12 protein-coding genes are annotated in these 16,400 nt (G+C 65.8%); 5 read left to right on the top strand and 7 right to left on the bottom strand.

Annotated features, from left to right (window positions below):
* Positions 1-35: 35 nt before the first annotated feature.
* The 5 genes from BB934_RS15235 to BB934_RS15215 all read left to right on the top strand — a co-directional run bounded on the left by BB934_RS15235 (position 36) and on the right by BB934_RS15215 (position 5,312).
* Positions 36-1,133, top strand: a complete 1,098-nt coding sequence (locus tag BB934_RS15235; protein ID WP_099510384.1) for an anhydro-N-acetylmuramic acid kinase — start codon at positions 36-38, stop codon at positions 1,131-1,133.
* Positions 1,134-1,140: 7 nt separating this feature from the next.
* Positions 1,141-2,157: a serine hydrolase domain-containing protein gene (locus BB934_RS15230; protein WP_099510383.1), complete on the top strand. Its 1,017-nt coding sequence runs from the start codon at positions 1,141-1,143 to the stop codon at positions 2,155-2,157.
* 102 nt (positions 2,158-2,259) lie between these two features.
* On the top strand, positions 2,260-3,150 hold the full coding sequence (locus BB934_RS15225) for an N-acetylmuramic acid 6-phosphate etherase (protein ID WP_099510382.1): 891 nt from the start codon (positions 2,260-2,262) through the stop codon (positions 3,148-3,150).
* 57 nt (positions 3,151-3,207) lie between these two features.
* A complete protein-coding gene (locus tag BB934_RS15220; RefSeq protein ID WP_099510381.1) occupies positions 3,208-4,116 on the top strand; it encodes an N-acetylglucosamine kinase in 909 nt (302 codons plus the stop codon).
* Positions 4,117-4,409: 293 nt separating this feature from the next.
* The gene (locus tag BB934_RS15215) at positions 4,410-5,312 is read left to right on the top strand and encodes a sugar kinase (protein WP_099510380.1); all 903 of its coding nucleotides are present in this window, start codon (positions 4,410-4,412) and stop codon (positions 5,310-5,312) included.
* On the opposite strand, the gene BB934_RS15210 is transcribed toward BB934_RS15215, so the two are convergent.
* The 7 genes from BB934_RS15210 to BB934_RS15180 form a co-directional block, all read right to left on the bottom strand.
* A complete protein-coding gene (locus tag BB934_RS15210) occupies positions 5,285-6,895 on the bottom strand; it encodes an ABC-F family ATP-binding cassette domain-containing protein (RefSeq protein WP_099510379.1) in 1,611 nt (536 codons plus the stop codon). The genes BB934_RS15215 and BB934_RS15210 overlap by 28 nt on opposite strands.
* Positions 6,896-7,057: 162 nt before the next feature.
* Positions 7,058-8,641 (bottom strand): peptide chain release factor 3, encoded by a 1,584-nt coding sequence (locus BB934_RS15205; RefSeq protein ID WP_099512888.1) that lies wholly within the window; start codon positions 8,639-8,641, stop codon positions 7,058-7,060.
* A 457-nt stretch (positions 8,642-9,098) separates the two neighbouring features.
* Complete coding sequence (locus BB934_RS15200; RefSeq protein ID WP_099512886.1) at positions 9,099-10,214, bottom strand: succinylglutamate desuccinylase/aspartoacylase family protein; 1,116 nt, start codon at positions 10,212-10,214, stop codon at positions 9,099-9,101.
* A 52-nt stretch (positions 10,215-10,266) separates the two neighbouring features.
* Complete coding sequence (locus tag BB934_RS15195) at positions 10,267-11,205, bottom strand: glucokinase (protein WP_418294756.1); 939 nt, start codon at positions 11,203-11,205, stop codon at positions 10,267-10,269.
* Positions 11,206-11,417: 212 nt separating this feature from the next.
* Positions 11,418-13,226 carry a glycoside hydrolase family 15 protein gene (locus tag BB934_RS15190; protein ID WP_099510377.1) on the bottom strand — a complete coding sequence of 603 codons (1,809 nt, stop codon included), beginning with the start codon at positions 13,224-13,226 and terminating at the stop codon, positions 11,418-11,420.
* Position 13,227: 1 nt separating this feature from the next.
* A complete protein-coding gene (gene otsB, locus BB934_RS15185) occupies positions 13,228-13,980 on the bottom strand; it encodes a trehalose-phosphatase (protein WP_099510376.1) in 753 nt (250 codons plus the stop codon).
* A gap of 22 nt (positions 13,981-14,002) precedes the next feature.
* The gene (locus BB934_RS15180; protein WP_237050331.1) at positions 14,003-16,204 is read right to left on the bottom strand and encodes an alpha,alpha-trehalose-phosphate synthase (UDP-forming); all 2,202 of its coding nucleotides are present in this window, start codon (positions 16,202-16,204) and stop codon (positions 14,003-14,005) included.
* Positions 16,205-16,400 lie beyond the last annotated feature (196 nt).

Genomic DNA, 16,400 nt, shown 5'->3' with positions numbered 1-16,400 from the left:
GGTCGGCGCCGAACCAGAGAGGACCGGAGAGAGCGATGTCGCAACGCCCCATCGTCAAAGCCATCGGCGCCATCAGCGGCACATCGATGGACGGCATCGACGTCTCGATCGTCGAGACCGACGGCGACACGGTCGTGAAGCCCGGATCGGGGCAGACCTTCGCCTATCCGGAGCCCTTGCGGAAGATCCTCCAGACCCTGATCGCCGAGCCGGCGCGGGCGCAGAGCGAGCCGCTGGAGGATCTCGAACGGGCGGTGACGGAGGCGCATATCGGCGCCATCCGCCGCTTCATGACGGAAGCCGGGATTGCGGCCAAGGACGTGAGTCTCGTCGGCTTCCACGGCCAGACGGTCTATCACCGGCCGGAGGTGCGCTTCACGCGCCAGCTCGGCCTCGGCGAAAAGGTGGCCGAGGCGCTCGGCATCGATACCGTCTATCGCTTCCGCCACGCGGACGTGGCCTCCGGCGGCGAAGGCGCGCCGTTCGTGCCGCTCTATCATCGTGCGCTGGCGAGCAAGCTTCCCCAGCCCGTGATGATCCTCAACCTCGGCGGCGTCGGCAACGTCACCTATATCGACGGCGACACGGTGATCGCCTTCGACACCGGCCCGGCAAGCGCCCTGCTCGACGATTTCGTCCTGCGCCGCCGGGGCCTGAGCTTCGATGAGAACGGGCAGCTCGCCGCCTCCGGCAAGGCCGATGCGAGGCTCGTCGCGGAGTTCATGACCAATCCGTTCTTCGACCGCCCCGCTCCGAAATCCCTCGACCGGCAGGATTTCCATGCCCGCGCCAAGGGCGCCGAGGCGCTCTCCGATGCGGATGGTGCAGCGACCCTCGCGGAGTTCACCATCCAGTCCGTCATCGCCGCCCTGCGCCACGTTCCGCGCGCGCCGCAGCGCTGGCTCGTCACCGGCGGCGGGCGGCGCAACGCGCATTTCATGAAACGCCTGCACGAGGAGCTGGGCGTCGCCGTCGATCCGGTCGAGGCGGTGGGCTGGAACGGCGATTTCCTGGAGGCGCAGGCCTTCGGCTATCTCGCCGTAAGATCCACGCTCGGACTGCCCTTGAGCCTGCCGACAACCACCGGCGTGCCGCATCCGATGCCCGGCGGCGAATTGCACCGCGCGGCTTAAGCCCATCATGTCCCTAGCAGCCTTGATCGACGGGGCCTTCGCGCCTGCCGCCGTGTCCATTCGGGACGGCAACATTCCCGGCGCGGTGCTCGGAAGCGTCACCGCCGACGGCGAGCGCGCCGTGCAATGGGCCGGTCATGCGCAGATCGAGCCGGAGCGCGAAACTGTTTCCCGTGAAACATGGTTCGATCTGGCGTCGCTCACCAAGGTCATCTTCACGACCACGGGCATTTTACGCCTGGTCGAGGCGGGAACGATTTCGCTCGACGATCCGCTCATAAAGGTCATCCCGGACCTGCGCCAATACGACATGAACGCCGCCGAGCGGCGCCTCACCTTCCGGCAATGCCTGGCGCATCAGACGCATCTGCCCGGCGTCGAGCCGCTCTACACCTACGGCCAGGATCCCGAGACCCTGCGCGCGTTCATCCTGCAGCGCGTCTGGCAGAGCGGGCCACCGGTCTATTCCGACATCAACTTCATGCTGCTCGGCATCGCCATCGAGCGCATCACCGGACAGCCGCTCATCGATCAGCCGTTGCCTGAACAATTCTCCTTCCGGCCTGACCCGACGCTCTGCGCCGCAACCGAGCGCTGCACTTGGCGCGGGCGCGTGATCCGGGGCGAGGTGCATGACGAGAACGCCTATGCGCTCGGCGGCGCCTCGGGCCATGCAGGGCTCTTCGGCACCATCGACGGCGTGCTCGACTTCGCCCATTCGCTCCTCGACGGCTCAGCGCTTGCGCCCGAATCCATCAAAGCCATCCGCACCCGCGAATCGGAGAAGCGGACGGTGGGATGGGAAGGCTTCTATCCCGGCTGGCACGGCGGCGATTCCTGCTCGCCCGACGCCATCGGCCATACGGGGTTCACAGGCACCGGGCTATGGCTCGATTTCGAGCGCGGGCTCGCCTGGTCTCTGCTCACCAACCGCGTGCATCCAAGCCGGCACAAGGACAGCGGGATCCTTTCCCTTCGCCGTGCAACGGGCGAGCAGGTGATCGCGTTGTTCGACCGACGCTAGCGACTTTAAGGATGCCGAGAAAAATTGCCCTGCACGAGGTTGTGCGGGCCATTGTTGTGGCCACCAACTGGTCCTATACTGGTCTGGAAGAAAGTTGGCACAATGGCGACAGAACATTTCAGTACCCGCTACCACGACCTCGACACCTGGCCGAGCCTCGACATCCTTTCCGCTTTCTATGAGGGCCAGCTCTCGGCGGTCGCCGCGGTCAGGCCTTCCCTCCCAGCCATCGCCGCCGCCGCGGAAGAGGCGGTCGGGCGCCTGCGCCGGGGCGGACGGCTCGTCTATGCGGGCGCCGGCACCTCCGGCCGCATCGGCGTCCAGGACGGCACGGAGCTGCCGCCGACCTTCAACTGGCCCGATGAGCGGGTGGTCTACCTGATCGCCGGCGGCACCGGCGCCATCATGCAGGCGGTGGAGAACGCCGAGGATTCGGTCGAGGACGGCATCGCCGGGATCCGCAACAACAACGTCGGCCCCAACGACGTGGTCATCGGCGTCGCCGCCAGTGGCCGGACGCCCTTCACCATCGCGGCCCTGAAGGAAGCGGCCTCCCGCGGGGCGCAGACCATCGGCATCTCCAACAATCCCGATGCACCCATCCTCGAAGCCTGCTCGCACCCGATACTCGCCGATACGGGCGAGGAGGTGATCGCCGGTTCGACCCGCATGAAGGCGGGCACGGCGCAGAAGATCATCCTCAACCTGCTCTCGACCCTCATCATGGTACGCCTCGACCGGGTCTATCGCGGCCTGATGGTCAACATGCGCGCGACGAACGCCAAGCTGCGCCGCCGCAGCGAGATCATGGTGTCCCAGATCACCGATTGCGACGACGCCACCGCCGTCGAGGCGATCCGGCAATCGGACGGCGACCTGAAGACCGCCGTGCTCATCGCCCTCGGCGCAAGCCCGGGGGAAGCCCGCGGCGCGCTCGAGCGCAACGGTGGCAATCTGCGCAAAGCCCTGGCAGACTTCTCCAAGTCATCCTAACAAGGAATTGTTGAGAGAGCCGGCCGGGCCGGCTGGCAGGAAGAAGGCGCGAGATTCATGGGGCTGGGGCTTGGCATCGACGCGGGCGGCACCGCCACGCGCTGGCGGCTGGCGGATGCGAACGGCGCCTGCGTCGCTCAAGGCACCGTCGCTCCCCTGACCGGCCATCTCTTCTCCGCCGCCGCCGAGGAGCGCGCCCGGCAGATCGTTCTCGACATGGCCCAGGCGGTGCTGAAGACCGGCCGACCGCTCGGCATCATCGCGGGCATCACCGGGCTCACCCGCGACACGCCAGCGGAAGCCACCATGCGCGCCCTGTTCGCGGAAACGTTTGAACTTCCCGCGGACAAGGTCTTCGTCGCCGAGGACATGTGGATCGCCTACCTGTCCTATTTCGCGCTCGGCGAAGGCATCCTCGTCTATAGCGGCACCGGCTCCATCGGCTATTACCTGTCCGAGGCCAAGGACGTGATCCGGATCGGCGGGCGCGGCAATTTGATCGACGACGGCGGCTCCGGCTTCTGGATCGCCCGCGAGGCCCTCAAATCGGTGCTCCGGACCGAGGAGGAGAGCCCGGGTAAAGGCTGGACCACGACACTCGGCACCTGTCTCGCAGCGGCCCTCGGCGGCACCGACTGGAACATCGTGCGCTCCTTCGTCTATGGCGGCGACCGCGGCAAGATCGGCTCGCTCGCCCGCGCCGTGGGCGAGGCGGCGAAGGCGGACGATGCCACCGCGCTTAGGATCCTGCGCGAAGCCGGGGTGGAGCTGGCCCGTCTCGCAAACGCGCTCATCAAGCGCCTCGGGCCACGGCCCGTGGCCCTGGTGGGCGGCTCCGCGCGGCTTCACCCTGTCCTGTCCGATGCCTTCCGGAAGGAACTGGTGGCCCCGGTCGAATTCATCGCCACCGATCTCGACGCGGCGCTCACAGCGGCACGGCTTGCGGCGACGCTCAACAGGATGTGATGAGCAGTCAGCCTGCATTCGCTGAACTGGCGGCCCTACTTGTTCCCTGAAATCGGTGAAGGCGGGTTCACCTCTCCTTGAGGGAGAGGTCGACGCGCGTCAGCGCGGCGGGTGAGGGGTTACGCGCTATCCGGATAGACCTGTGCCCCCTCACCCTCGCTGCGCTCGACCTCTCCCCACCGGGGAGAGGTGGGTCGCCGTGGTGTCTTCGACCAGCCCGGAAGACCTTGCCTAATCGGCCTCGCTCGTCCAAGACTTTGGCGGCGATTCCGGATCACAGACGAAATTTTGCGATGCATGCTCTCTTCGTGGGCCAGACCTATATCGACGTGACCTTCCTGGCGGACGAGCTTCCGACGGGAGACGAGAAGACCGTGGCGCGGGATTACGCGATCTCGTTCGGCGGCAATGCGGTGACCGCAGCCTTCGCCTGCGCCAAGCTCGGCATCGCGCCCGACCTGCTGACCTCGATCGCGGACGATTGGCTCGGCCGCATGTTCATCGACATGGCGGCGAAATACGGCATCTCGGTGCATCACCGGAAGGTCCACGAATCGTCCCTGTCCTTCATCATGCCGCGGGGCGGCAAGCGCGCCATCGTGCGCTGCCGCGACGACCATTACCTGCACCCGGTGCCGCCGCTGAACCTCCAGGGCTGCAAGGCGCTGCATCTCGACGGTCACCAGGCCGATGCGGCCATGCATTATGCCAGGATCTGCCGCGAATCCGGCATCCTCACCTCGCTGGACGGCGGCGGCCTGCGCTCCAACACCCATGAGCTTCTGGAATTCATCGACGTCGCCATCGTCGCCGAGCGCCTGTGCGAGCAGATGAACCTGACGACGTCCGAGATGCTCGCCTATCTCAAGGGCCGCGGCTGCAAGATCGGCGGCGTGACCCTCGGCGAGCGCGGCCTCGTCTGGTACGACGAGACCGGCCAGGAGAGCGTTCTTCCGGCCCTCAACGTGCCCGGCGAAAAGGTGGTGGACACCAACGGCGCCGGCGACATCTTCCACGGCGCCTATGTCTATTCCGCCATGGCCCGGCCCGACCTGCCCTGGCGCGAGCATTTCATCTTCGCCCGCGCGGCCTCAGCCCATGCGATCCAGCACCTCGGCAACGAGGCGAGCCTGCCGACCATCGAGAACATCGCGCAGGTGCAGGAGCGCTACACGGAGCGCAAGCTGGCGGCCTGATCCAGACCAAGATCCAGCCTACGCGAGACCCCGATGGCCTCCAGAAAGGTCTCGTCGTGGCTGACGACCAGCAGAGCGCCGTCATAGGCCCGTAAACCTGCCTCGACCGTCTCGATGGAATCGATGTCGAGATGGTTCGTCGGCTCGTCGAGGATCAGGAGAGCCGGCGGCTTCGGCCCGCCGAGCACGCAGGCAAGCCCCGCCCGCAGCAATTGCCCGCCGCTGAGAGTGGAGACGGGCTGCAAGGCCGCATCGGCCCGGAACATGAACCGGGCCAGTGCCGCGCGGCAGGCATTCTCATCCGCATCCGCGTTGATGCGACGGAAATTGTCGCGGATCGAAACAGAACGGTCGAGCAGGCTCACCCGCTGGTCGAACAGCGCGAAATCGCTCATGACCCGCGCGCTCCCGCTCCAGGGCTGCAGCCGCCCGGTGATGAGGGCGAGCAGGGTCGTCTTGCCCGAACCGTTCGGCCCGACGATGGCGACGCGCTCCGGGCCGGCGATAGACAAGGAAAAGTCGCGCAGGATCGGCCGTTCCGGCTCGTAGCCGGCGCTGATGTCATCGATCGTGAGAACCATCCTGCCGGCCGGGAGGTTCGTCGGCGGCAGCACCACGGAAAACGGCTGCAGGATCTCGATGCGCTCGCGTGCGGAGGCGGCCTCGTCGAAAGCCTGCGCGCGGCGACGCTCGGCGAGGCGGGCGTTCCTGCCGCCCGTCTCCTCGCTGCGGGCCTTCAGCCCGTTCATGAGAATGCGCGGCATGTCGCCTTTGGCGCGCTTTCGTTTGGCCACACCGTCTTTGCGTGCCTTCCTCTCGGCGGTCTCCTGCGCTCTCCGGTCGATCTCGGCAACGCGCTTCTCGGCATCCGCCAAGTCGCGCCGTGTCGCCGCGAGTTCCAAAGCTTTGCGTTCGCGGTACTCACTCCAGTTGCCGCCATAGCGCGTGGCGCCGAGCGAGGTCAGTTCGACGATGGCATCCATGGTGTCGAGCAATTCCCGGTCGTGGCTGACGACGATCGCACCGCCGCGCCAGCTCGCAAGCAGGTCGATCACCGCCTCGCGGCCCTCCCGGTCGAGATTGTTGGTCGGCTCGTCGAGCAGCAGGAAATCGGGCTCCGCGAAGACGAGCGCGGCGAGAGCCGCGCGCGTGCTCTGCCCGCCCGACAGCGTGGACAGCGGCGTGTCCGGCTGCGCATCGAGGCCCACCTCGGCGAGAGCAGAGGCCATGCGGGCCTCCAGCGTCCAATCGGCGTTGGCCAGCTCCCCGGCCGAGGCTTTGCCGGCCTCGGCGCGGCGCAGCACCACCAGCGCATCGACGACGCCGAACAGGGAGGAGATGGTCTCCTCCGGGCCGACCTGGACGATCTGGCGCAGGAATCCCAGCCGTCCGTTGAGGGCGACGCTGCCGGAATGGGGCTGCAGCTCGCCGGAGATCAGCTGGAGAAGCGTGGTCTTGCCGACGCCGTTGCGGCCGACGAGTCCGATCCGTTCCGGGCCGAAATTCAGGTCGAGATCGGAGAGAAGCGTTCGGCCCTCAGGCGTGGACCATGACAGATGAGACAATGTGATTGAGGCAGGCATGGATGTTCCCCGTGGCAAGGCAGATCGGCATTGCTGTCGGGTTGAAATCCATTGCGGCACACATCCTGTCGGAACCGACGCCTCTCGGGCGTCGGTGCCTGATATACAAAGGCTTGCGCTCCGCCGCAAGGTTGCGGCGGGCGCCCTTCACGAAGGCGGGTGTCAAGCCGCCTTCTTCTGGTAATCCTTCACGTCCGAGAACCGGATCGCCTTGTAGCGGTCGACCTCGTATTGAAGGTTGAACTGGTTCGGCGCCATGAAGACCGGCGCCTCGTCGAGATCACGCGCCATGGACGACAGATGGCTCTCGATGAACTTGTCGAGCTCTTTCTGATCGTCCGCCGTGATCCAGCGGCATATCGAGAAGCGCGTCGGCTCGTAATCGATGGGCAGGCCGTATTCGGCGGAAAGCCGCTCTTTGAGCACGTCGAGCTGCAGCGCGCCGACGACGCCGACGATGGCGCCGGAGCCGTCCTGCGGCACGAAGAGCTGCACCACGCCCTCCTCCGCCATCTGCTGCAGGGCCTCACGCAGCTTCTTCGCCTTCATGGCGTCCTGCAGCTTGATGCGGCGCAGGATTTCCGGCGCGAAGCTCGGCACGCCGCGGAAGACGATGTCCTCGCCCTCGGTGAGCGTATCGCCGATGCGCAGCGTGCCGTGATTGGGAATGCCGACCACGTCGCCGGCCCAGGCCTCGTCCGCGATGGCGCGGTCCTGGGCGAAGAAGAATTGCGGCGAGTTCAGGCTCATGGGCTTGCCCGTGCGCACGAGCTTCGCCTTCATGCCGCGCTGGAGCTTGCCCGAGCAGATGCGCATGAAGGCGATGCGGTCGCGGTGGTTCGGATCCATGTTGGCCTGGATCTTGAACACGAACCCCGACATCTTGGGCTCGCCCGCCTCGACGAGACGCTTGTCGGCCTCCTGGCCGCGCGGCGGCGGCGCATATTCGGCGAGCGCATCGATGAGATCGCGCACGCCGAAATTGCGCAATGCCGATCCAAAGAACACGGGCGTGAGATGGCCCTCGCGAAAGGCCTGCAGGTCGAAGGGCTTGCAGGCCTCCTGAGCCAGAGAGACCTCCTCCTGCCAGGCCTCGGCCTCTTCCGGCGGCAGCAGGCTTAAAAGCTTTTGATCGTCGGGGCCGGAGACCTGTGTCGGCTCCTCGTCCGTATCGATGCGGCGGACCATGTTGCGACGCAGGTCGAAGGTGCCGGCGAAGCTCCGGCCCTGGCTGATTGGCCAGGTCACGGGCGAGGTGTCGAGCGCCAGCGTCTTCTCGATCTCGTCGAGCAGGTCGAAGGGGTTGCGCGCCTCGCGGTCCATCTTGTTGATGAAGGTCACGATCGGGATGTCGCGCATGCGGCAGACTTCGAAGAGCTTGCGGGTGCGTGCCTCGATGCCCTTGGCCGCATCGATCACCATGATGGCGGAATCAACCGCGGTGAGCGTGCGGTAGGTGTCCTCCGAGAAATCCTCGTGGCCCGGTGTGTCGAGCAGGTTGAAGACGCAGCCGCCATATTCGAAGGTCATGACCGAGGTCACCACCGAGATGCCGCGCTCCTTCTCGATGCCCATCCAGTCGGAGCGGGTCGAGACGCGGTTCTTCTTGGCCTTCACCTCGCCGGCGAGCTGGATCGCGCCTCCGAACAGCAGCAGCTTCTCGGTGAGCGTGGTCTTACCCGCGTCAGGGTGGGAGATGATCGCAAAGGTGCGGCGGCGGCCCACGGGGGCCGGAAGGTCGGTCATGGCGGTCAAAAGATTTCTCTGGAAACGAGGTTAAGGGACAGAACGCCGCAGCAGCCGGCCCTTCCGTTGTGCTCTTCTCAACCCATATGGGGGTTTCCCGTCAACAGCGAAAGGAGGTGATCCAGTGTCTCATTGTCATACCCTACGGTCCCCGGTTGCCGTGACCTGGATCTTGGCCTCTGCCGAGATTGGTGCGTAACGCACGAAATGGCCGGCTCTAACGGGCCGTGGAACCGACAATGGAAAGGCCGCCCCTCAAGGGCGGCCTTTCTTTTTGACTCCAAGGGCTAGCTCATAAGACTCGACCTCATCCTGAGGAGCAGCGCAGCTGCGTCTCGAAGGAGGTTCCAGTGAAAGCTGGAGGCGCCCTCGTCCTTCGAGACGGTCACTCCGTGACCTCCTCAGGATGAGGGCTTAGGGCAAGCCAGCGAGATTGAGCCAACAAGTCAGAGAGCTTTCAAGCCCCCAGCAGCTTGCCCGTCCGGGTGGCCTCGGTGCCGGCGACCTTGGCCATGCGCATGCCTTTCGTGACGAAGCGCATTGCGATCCGGGCGAACATCACGCCATCCGATGGGGCCTTGGCAGGCGTCACTGCGCCGGTGAGCGGATCGATCACCTCGGCGATCGCCTCCCCCGCCTTCACCTTCGTTCCCGGCTCGGTCTTGAACACCAGGATACCGTAGGCCGGGGCCAGGACCGGCTCGGAGGCCGCCAGCGGCGTCGCCCGGCAGAGGGCTTCCGGCACGCTCGGGGCCTCCCCGGCGATGATTCCGCGCAGGGTCAGGTAATCGAGGATGGCCACGGCATCGGTCCCGGCGGTCGCGTGGTCCACGTCCCGCTCGCCGCGGAACTCCAGGGTCGTCGAGTGGCAGCCGAAGGGGATGGGGCGGTCGGAGAAGCGTGCGGCGATTTCCGCCCAGGGACGGCTGCAGGCCTCGTCGAACGGCTCGTCGCCGGATTCGTCGGCGAGCAGATAGGCATGGGCGCCGATGAGCGCCGAGAGCGGGGCGAACTCCTCCTCGGACTGTGTATGCGTGTAGAGGTGCACCACGGCCTCCGAGTCGCAATGCAGGTCGAGGACGAGATCGGCCTCCTGCCCTAGGCCCAGCAGGGTCTTCTTCAAGGCCTCCGCCGGATTGGCCGGCTCCCAGGCATCGAGCTCGGCGCGCAGGGCCTTCCGGATCAGGCGGACATTCGCCGCCCCGTCGCCCGTCAGCTTGCCCTCGACGCGCTCGGCCGCCTTCGGGACGAGATGGGGATAGCCGCGGTTGAAATTCACGCCGTCGGCGAGATTGAAGCGGCCGATGGGATCGCCCATCACGCGCTGGGCCAGGCCGATGGGATTGGCGGAGGGCACGAGCACGATCTCGCCCTTGATCCTGCCCTCGCCCTCGAGGGCTTTCAGGCGCTCGCGCAGGTGGTGCGCCACAATCATGCCGGGGACCTCGTCGGCATGAAGCGAGGCCTGGATGTAAACCTGCGGGCGGGCGCCCTCCGCGCCGAAGCGCTGGACGGTCAACGACAGGCTCGCCCCGGGGGCGAGGGGCGAAAGGGCGATCTGTTCTGTTCTCATGATCAATCGATGGGGTTCGGGAGGGAAAGCGCCGCGGGGCGGCGAGCCCCCGTCAGGTAGCCTGCCACCCTTGGGATTGGAAGACGAAACCCTGCGGATTCGAGACGATGGCCGCAAGTCCCTGCAGGGCCGGCTCCGGATTGACGATGGCGTAGACCGGCACCTTGCTCGCCCAGGCATCGTGCGGGGCCTTGCGGTCGAAGGCGTCCCGGAAGTCTCCGGCCTGGAGAATGTCGACCATGCGCGGCGCGATGCCGCCGGCGATGAAGACGCCGCCGGAGGATTCGAAGGTGAGCGCCAGATCTCCCGCGAAGCGCCCGAGGAAACGCGCGAAATGGGACAGGGTATCGTTTGCCAGCGCATCGCCTTCGCGGGCGGCAGCCAGCACGTCGTTGGGGATGGTGAACGGGCACTCGACGCAGCGATGGGCGGCAAGGGCCTTGGCGATGCGGAACAGGCCGGGACCGGACAGCACCACCTCGCCCGAAACGCGTCCGCCGACCCGCTCCAAGTGCGGCCAGATGGCGGTCTCCTCATCGTTCGTCGGGCCGAATTCCATGTGGCCAGCTTCCGTCGCGAGGATGGCCAGGCGATCCTCGACCGGCACGAGCGCGCCGGCGCCGAGGCCCGTTCCGGGACCGAGCACGACACACGGGCCGGGCTTCCGCGGCGGGAAGGTCCCGATAGGGGCAAGATCGCCTCGCGCCTCGTCGAGCACGGCCACGGACGCTGCAACGGGCGTGTAGTCGTTGACGAGGGTCACGCGCTCGAGAGTCAGCGCCTTGCCGATAGCCTCGGCATCGATCACCCAATGGGCGTTGGTGAGACGGATCGCAGGAGCGTCGACGCGGGTCGCGACCGCGATGATGGCCGAGCGGGGCGCGGGTCCTTCATAAGCTTCGAGCGCGATCCTGATCGCTCCCACGGGATCCGGCGTCTGCGCCGTCAGGGTGCGCGGCAGGAGCTGAACATTTTCCCCCGGCGCAGGCAGGACGGCGAAGCGGGCATTGGTGCCGCCGATATCGCCGAGCAGAACGGGAAATGCGAACATCGAAGCCTATCGTCCTTTCCGCTGCATCGGACCCAAAAGTGGATTCTACTTTTGGGATCAATCCGATGCTCCACTCCTTAAAGAGCGCATCGTTCGGGGCGGAAAACCGGGTCCACTTTTCCGCACGATGCGCTGACGCCGAACACTCATGATCAGAACGCCTCCTCCCAGCTGCGGCTCAGGCGCACGGCCGAGTTGATGAGACCGACCATCGAATAGGTCTGCGGGAAATTCCCCCACAGCTCCCCTGTCGTGTAATCCGCATCCTCGGAGAAGAGGCCGAAGGAATTGCGCAAGCTCAGGATGTGCTCGAACAATTCCCGTGCCTCGTCCTTGCGCCCGATGACATTCAGCGCATCCACGTACCAGAAGCCGCAGATCATGAAAGCGGTATGCATGAGCCCGAAATCGTCTTCCACATCATAACGCAGCAGAAGATCGCCGCGCCGTAGCTTCGCACCGACCGCATCGACGGTGGCGATGAAGCGGGGATCGTCCGGCTTCACGAAATCGAGCTCGGCGAGGAGAAGCAGCGTCGCATCGAGATCCGCGCCGCCGAAGGAGGAGACGAAGGTGCCCGTCTCCGGATTGTAGGCGTTCTCGTTGATGACCTGGTGCATGCGGCTCGCATTCTCGCGCCAGAAGGCGGCCCGGTCCTCGCGCCCCATGGCTTCGGCGATCTTGATCAACCGGTCGCAGGCCGCCCAGCACATCACGCTCGGAAAGGTGTGCACGGCCGCCTTGGTGCGCAGTTCCCACGGACCGGCATCGGGCTGGTCGAAGACCTCGATGGCCCGGTGCCCGAGCTTCTCGAGATGCGCGAACAGCGCCCGGTTGCCGGTGCGGATCAGGCGCTTGTCGAGGAAGGCGTGGACCGAGGCCAGCACGATGCTGCCATAGGCATCGTTCTGGATCTGCGTATAGGCGGCGTTGCCGACGCGCACGGGGCCCATGCCGCGATAGCCGGCAAGCGCCGTCGCCTCGCGCTCCTCCAGGTCCGGCGAGCGCGTGATGCTGAACAGCGGCGGCATGTCCTTCTGGTCGGGAATGGCCTCCATGTCGTCGACGATGTTGGTGATGTAGGTGAGGTATTCCTCCATCGTCTTGGTGGTGCCGAGGCGGTTGAGGGCCTGTATCACGAAATAGGCGTCACGCAGCCAGCAATAGCGGTAATCCCAGTTGCGCTTCGTGTGCGGCGCCTCCGGCACAGAGGTGGTCAGCGCCGCCACGATGGCGCCGGTCTCCTCGTAATTGCACAGCTTGAGCGTGATGGCGGCGCGGATCACCTCCACCTGCCAGTCGAAGGGGATCGAGAGCGAGCGCACCCAGTCGCGCCAGAAATCGATGGTGCTGTCGAGGAAGCTGCGGGCGGTCGTGTCGGTCTCGGATCGAAGCGGCTCGTCCTCGCCGAAGAAGAACGACATCGGCCGGTCGACCACGAAGGGCCGCTCCTCCTGCACGTAGGAGACGGAGGCATCGGTGGTCAGGCGCAGGGAATAGGCCGGGCCGACGAAGCGCAGATGGTTGCTGCCTCGAGTGAGGTTCGGCGATTGCCCGCCCCAGTCGTAATGGGGCCGTAAGCGCACGCGGATGCGCGGACGGCCCTTCACCGGCTGGACCCGGCGGACCAGCATCGGCGGACGGAAGGTGCGATCGTAATGCTTGAAGCGCGGCACGAAATCCGTGATCTCGAGGATGTTGCCGAACGAATCCGTCATGCGCGAGAGCAGAACCGCCGTGTTCTCGATATAGCTCTGCTCGCAGCTCACCATGCCGACCATGTCGATGGCGAAGACGCCCTTCTGCTCGGCATCGCTCCGGCCTTCGGGGCTGTCGAGCAGGGCGGAGAAGACCGGATCGCCGTCGAAACGTGGAAAGCAGCTCCAGACGATCTGCGCACGACGGTCCACCAGGGCCGAGATCGTGCAATTGCCGATGACGGCAAGGTCCAGCGAATTCATGTCAGCAATCATCCCCTTTGAAAGGAAGAGAACCCTCGAAGGCCCATGTGGACAGGCAATGTCGCAACTCCGCAGGCGTTCCCAGGCGCACCTTGGCAATGGTCTCGCCGGCGCCGATGCGCACCGAGAGGCCGCCGTGGGCGTTCACGATCTTGAAGCCGTTCTCGTCGGTCAGGTCGTCGCCGACGAAGATCGGGCACCGCCCTTTATACGGTGTTTCGTGGAGAAACCGTTCGATCACCTTGCCCTTCCCTGCCGCCGAGGGAAGGATTTCTGCCACAGCTTTTCCGTGTTGAACACGGTAATCGCTCCCTAAGGCCTCGACGGCGGCCTGCGCGGTCGCGAGGGCGAATTCTTTCTCATGCGGCGCCAGCCTCCAGTGGATGGCGACCGAGCAGCCCTTGTCCTCGATCAGGATACCCTCCTTGCCGGCGACGATCTCCCGCAAGCGGCCGACCATCGCGCGCAGGGCGGGATGGTCGACCGGGTCGCACATGGAGAGCTGTCCGGCGATGCGGTGCTCCAGCCCATGGAGACCGGCCATGTCGAACTCATGCGGCACGAAGCGCCCGTCGAGAAATTCGACCGGGCGACCGCTGATGATCGCGAGCGCACCGCCGAGCCTTTGCTCCAGTCGGGTCAGGATCTCCGGCAAGCCCGGGTCCACCACGACCGCATCGGGCCGTTCGACGATGTCGACCAGCGTCCCGTCGAAATCGAGGAAGAGAGCATAAGTCCCATCCGTCTCTGGCATCGAAACTTGTCCTGCAGGAATCTCACGCATTGGCCGGCGCGGGCCTCCGTCCCCTGGCGATCAGGCGCCGGATCCGCTGCTGCTTGCGCAGGCGCGAGGCGGCCAGAAGCATCTGCCCGGCCCAGCGATAGACGTTCCGCTCCTTGACCTGATCGCGCATCAGCCGCATCCGCTCCCGCTGCTCGTTCTGCTGCATGGTCAATGCGCGGTTGATGGCCTCGCCCATGGCATGGGCGTTGTAGGGATTGACGATCAGCGACTCCGACAATTCGCGGGATGCTCCCGCGAAAGCCGAGAGAATGAGCACGCCCTGCTCGTCGTCCCGCGCAGCCACGAATTCCTTGGCAACGAGATTCATGCCGTCGTGCAGACTCGACACGATGCAAAGATCCGCAGCGCGAAAAAGTTCAAACACCTCGTGGGGCTCGTGATGGCGGACGAGGAGCTTGATCGGCTCGTATCCGTCGCGGCCATGTCTCTCGTTGATGTCGCGCGCCAAGGCTTCCGCCTCTTCCTGGAGCTGGCGATAGTTGGACAATTTGCTCCTTGTCGGCGCGGCCACCTGAACGAAAGAAAAATTGCCGTGCCATTCCGGATGCTCCGTGAGGAGCGTGTCGATGGCCTGCATGCGGTCGATGATGCCCTTCGTGTAGTCGAACCGCTCGATGCCGACGCCGATGCGCATGTCCGGCGGCACCCCCAGCCGCTCCCGCACGATCCGCCGGCATTCCTCCACGGATTTCTGGCCTTCCATGGCCGTGGGCGGCCATTCGATGGAGATCGGATAGGGACGGATCAAGGTTTCCTCGCCGCCGAAGAACACCGAATCCTTCTCCCGGTCGATCCGGCTTTCCACGTAGGAATCGACCGAGTCCAGGAAGTTGTTGCAATGGGCTTGGGTGTGGAAGCCGAGGATCGAGGAGCCGAGGAGACCGTCGACGATCTCCTCCCGCCAGGGACAGATGCCGAAGGTCTCGGCATTCGGCCAGGGGATATGCCAGAAGGTGACGATGGTCGCCCGCGGCAGCCGGTTGCGGATCATGCGCGGCAGGAGCGAGAAATGATAATCCTGCACGAGAATGATCGGGTCCTCGCGCTTGGCTTCGGCCACGATCGCATCCGCGAATTTCTCGTTCACGGAGCGGTAGTACTGCCAGTCCGCCTCGCGGAAGATCGGCCGCACGAAGGCGATATGGCATAGAGGCCAGAGGCCCTCGTTGGCAGCGCCGTAATAATACCCGTCCTGCTCCTCTTCCGAGAGCCAGACGCGGCGCAGGGTGTAGGCGGGATGGTTCGGGGGCACCGGCACCCGGTCGTTGGCATCGACCGTCTCCCGGTCTGCGCTGCCGCTGCCATGGGCGACCCAGGTGCCGCCGCAGGCGCGCACCACCGGCTCCAGGGCCGAGACGAGGCCGCTCGCCGGAATCTGCAGGGTGATCTCGCCGCTGTCGGTGCGGTTGTGGATATAGGGCTCGCGATTCGAGACCACGATGACCTCCGAGCCCGACAGCTCGTTGGACAGGGCCGCTCTCAGGGTCTCCGGCGACCAGTCCGTATGGGCCGCATCGATGGTGCGCCGCGAGGCCTCGAGCTCCTGGAGCACGTCCCGGATTTCCTGGCCGAGCGGGATGATGTTCTCTTCCGCAGGCGGGTTGGCATTGCCGGTGCGGGCGCTCTCGAGGGCCTGCCGGATGGAGGCGAGCCAGCGGCGCATGATGATCGCCGCGATCATGGCCGCGAGCGCCGCGGCGCCGAAGGCGACCCCGGCGAGGGCCAGGAACAGATAGTTCCGGGCCTCCCCGCCGCGCTGGTCGGCATAGCTCAGGTCGTGCAGGACCACGAGGTGCCCCGGCCGGCCTCCGGCATTGAGAGGGAAGGAGCTGACGAGGACGTTGTGATCCTGGTTGCGGACGATGGAGAAGCTCTCCGCGTCGGACCGGGACGCCTCCGCGCAGGAGAAGGAGGGCGGCATGTTGCTGGTGGGGAAGCGCAGCTCCTGCCCCTCGCAATAGCCGATGGCGAGCACCCGCTCGTCGGTGGCGATGCGCTCGAACAGGATGCCGGCCTGCTGGGCATCGTTGCGGGCGAGGAGGCCGCTGACCTGGTCCCTCACGGAATTGAAGACGAGGCGGGATCGCAGCTCGACGTCGCGACGTGTCCATTGTTCCACGAAGGATGTCGCAAAGGGCAGCACGGCCAGGATGACGATGGCCGCCACGAGCATTGCGATGCCGCCGAAGCGGAAGATGATCCTCAAAACGCTAAGTTCCTCAAGATGTTCGGTAGTTTCATCGGCCCCGTCTGGCATGGCGCCATGCAGCGAGATGCTCGCTCGGGTGTCGATGGAGGACCGCAGGAGAGTGCGGCCTCCGCCCCTGTTATGGGTTCGCGCGCCCAACTTTCCAGGCTTGACCGCAGTC

The organism is Microvirga ossetica (assembly GCF_002741015.1).
In the GTDB taxonomy this organism is placed as follows: Bacteria; Pseudomonadota; Alphaproteobacteria; order Rhizobiales; family Beijerinckiaceae; genus Microvirga; species Microvirga ossetica.
The sequence above is the reverse complement of the archived record's forward strand: the minus strand, read 5'-3'. Positions and strand labels throughout refer to the sequence as shown.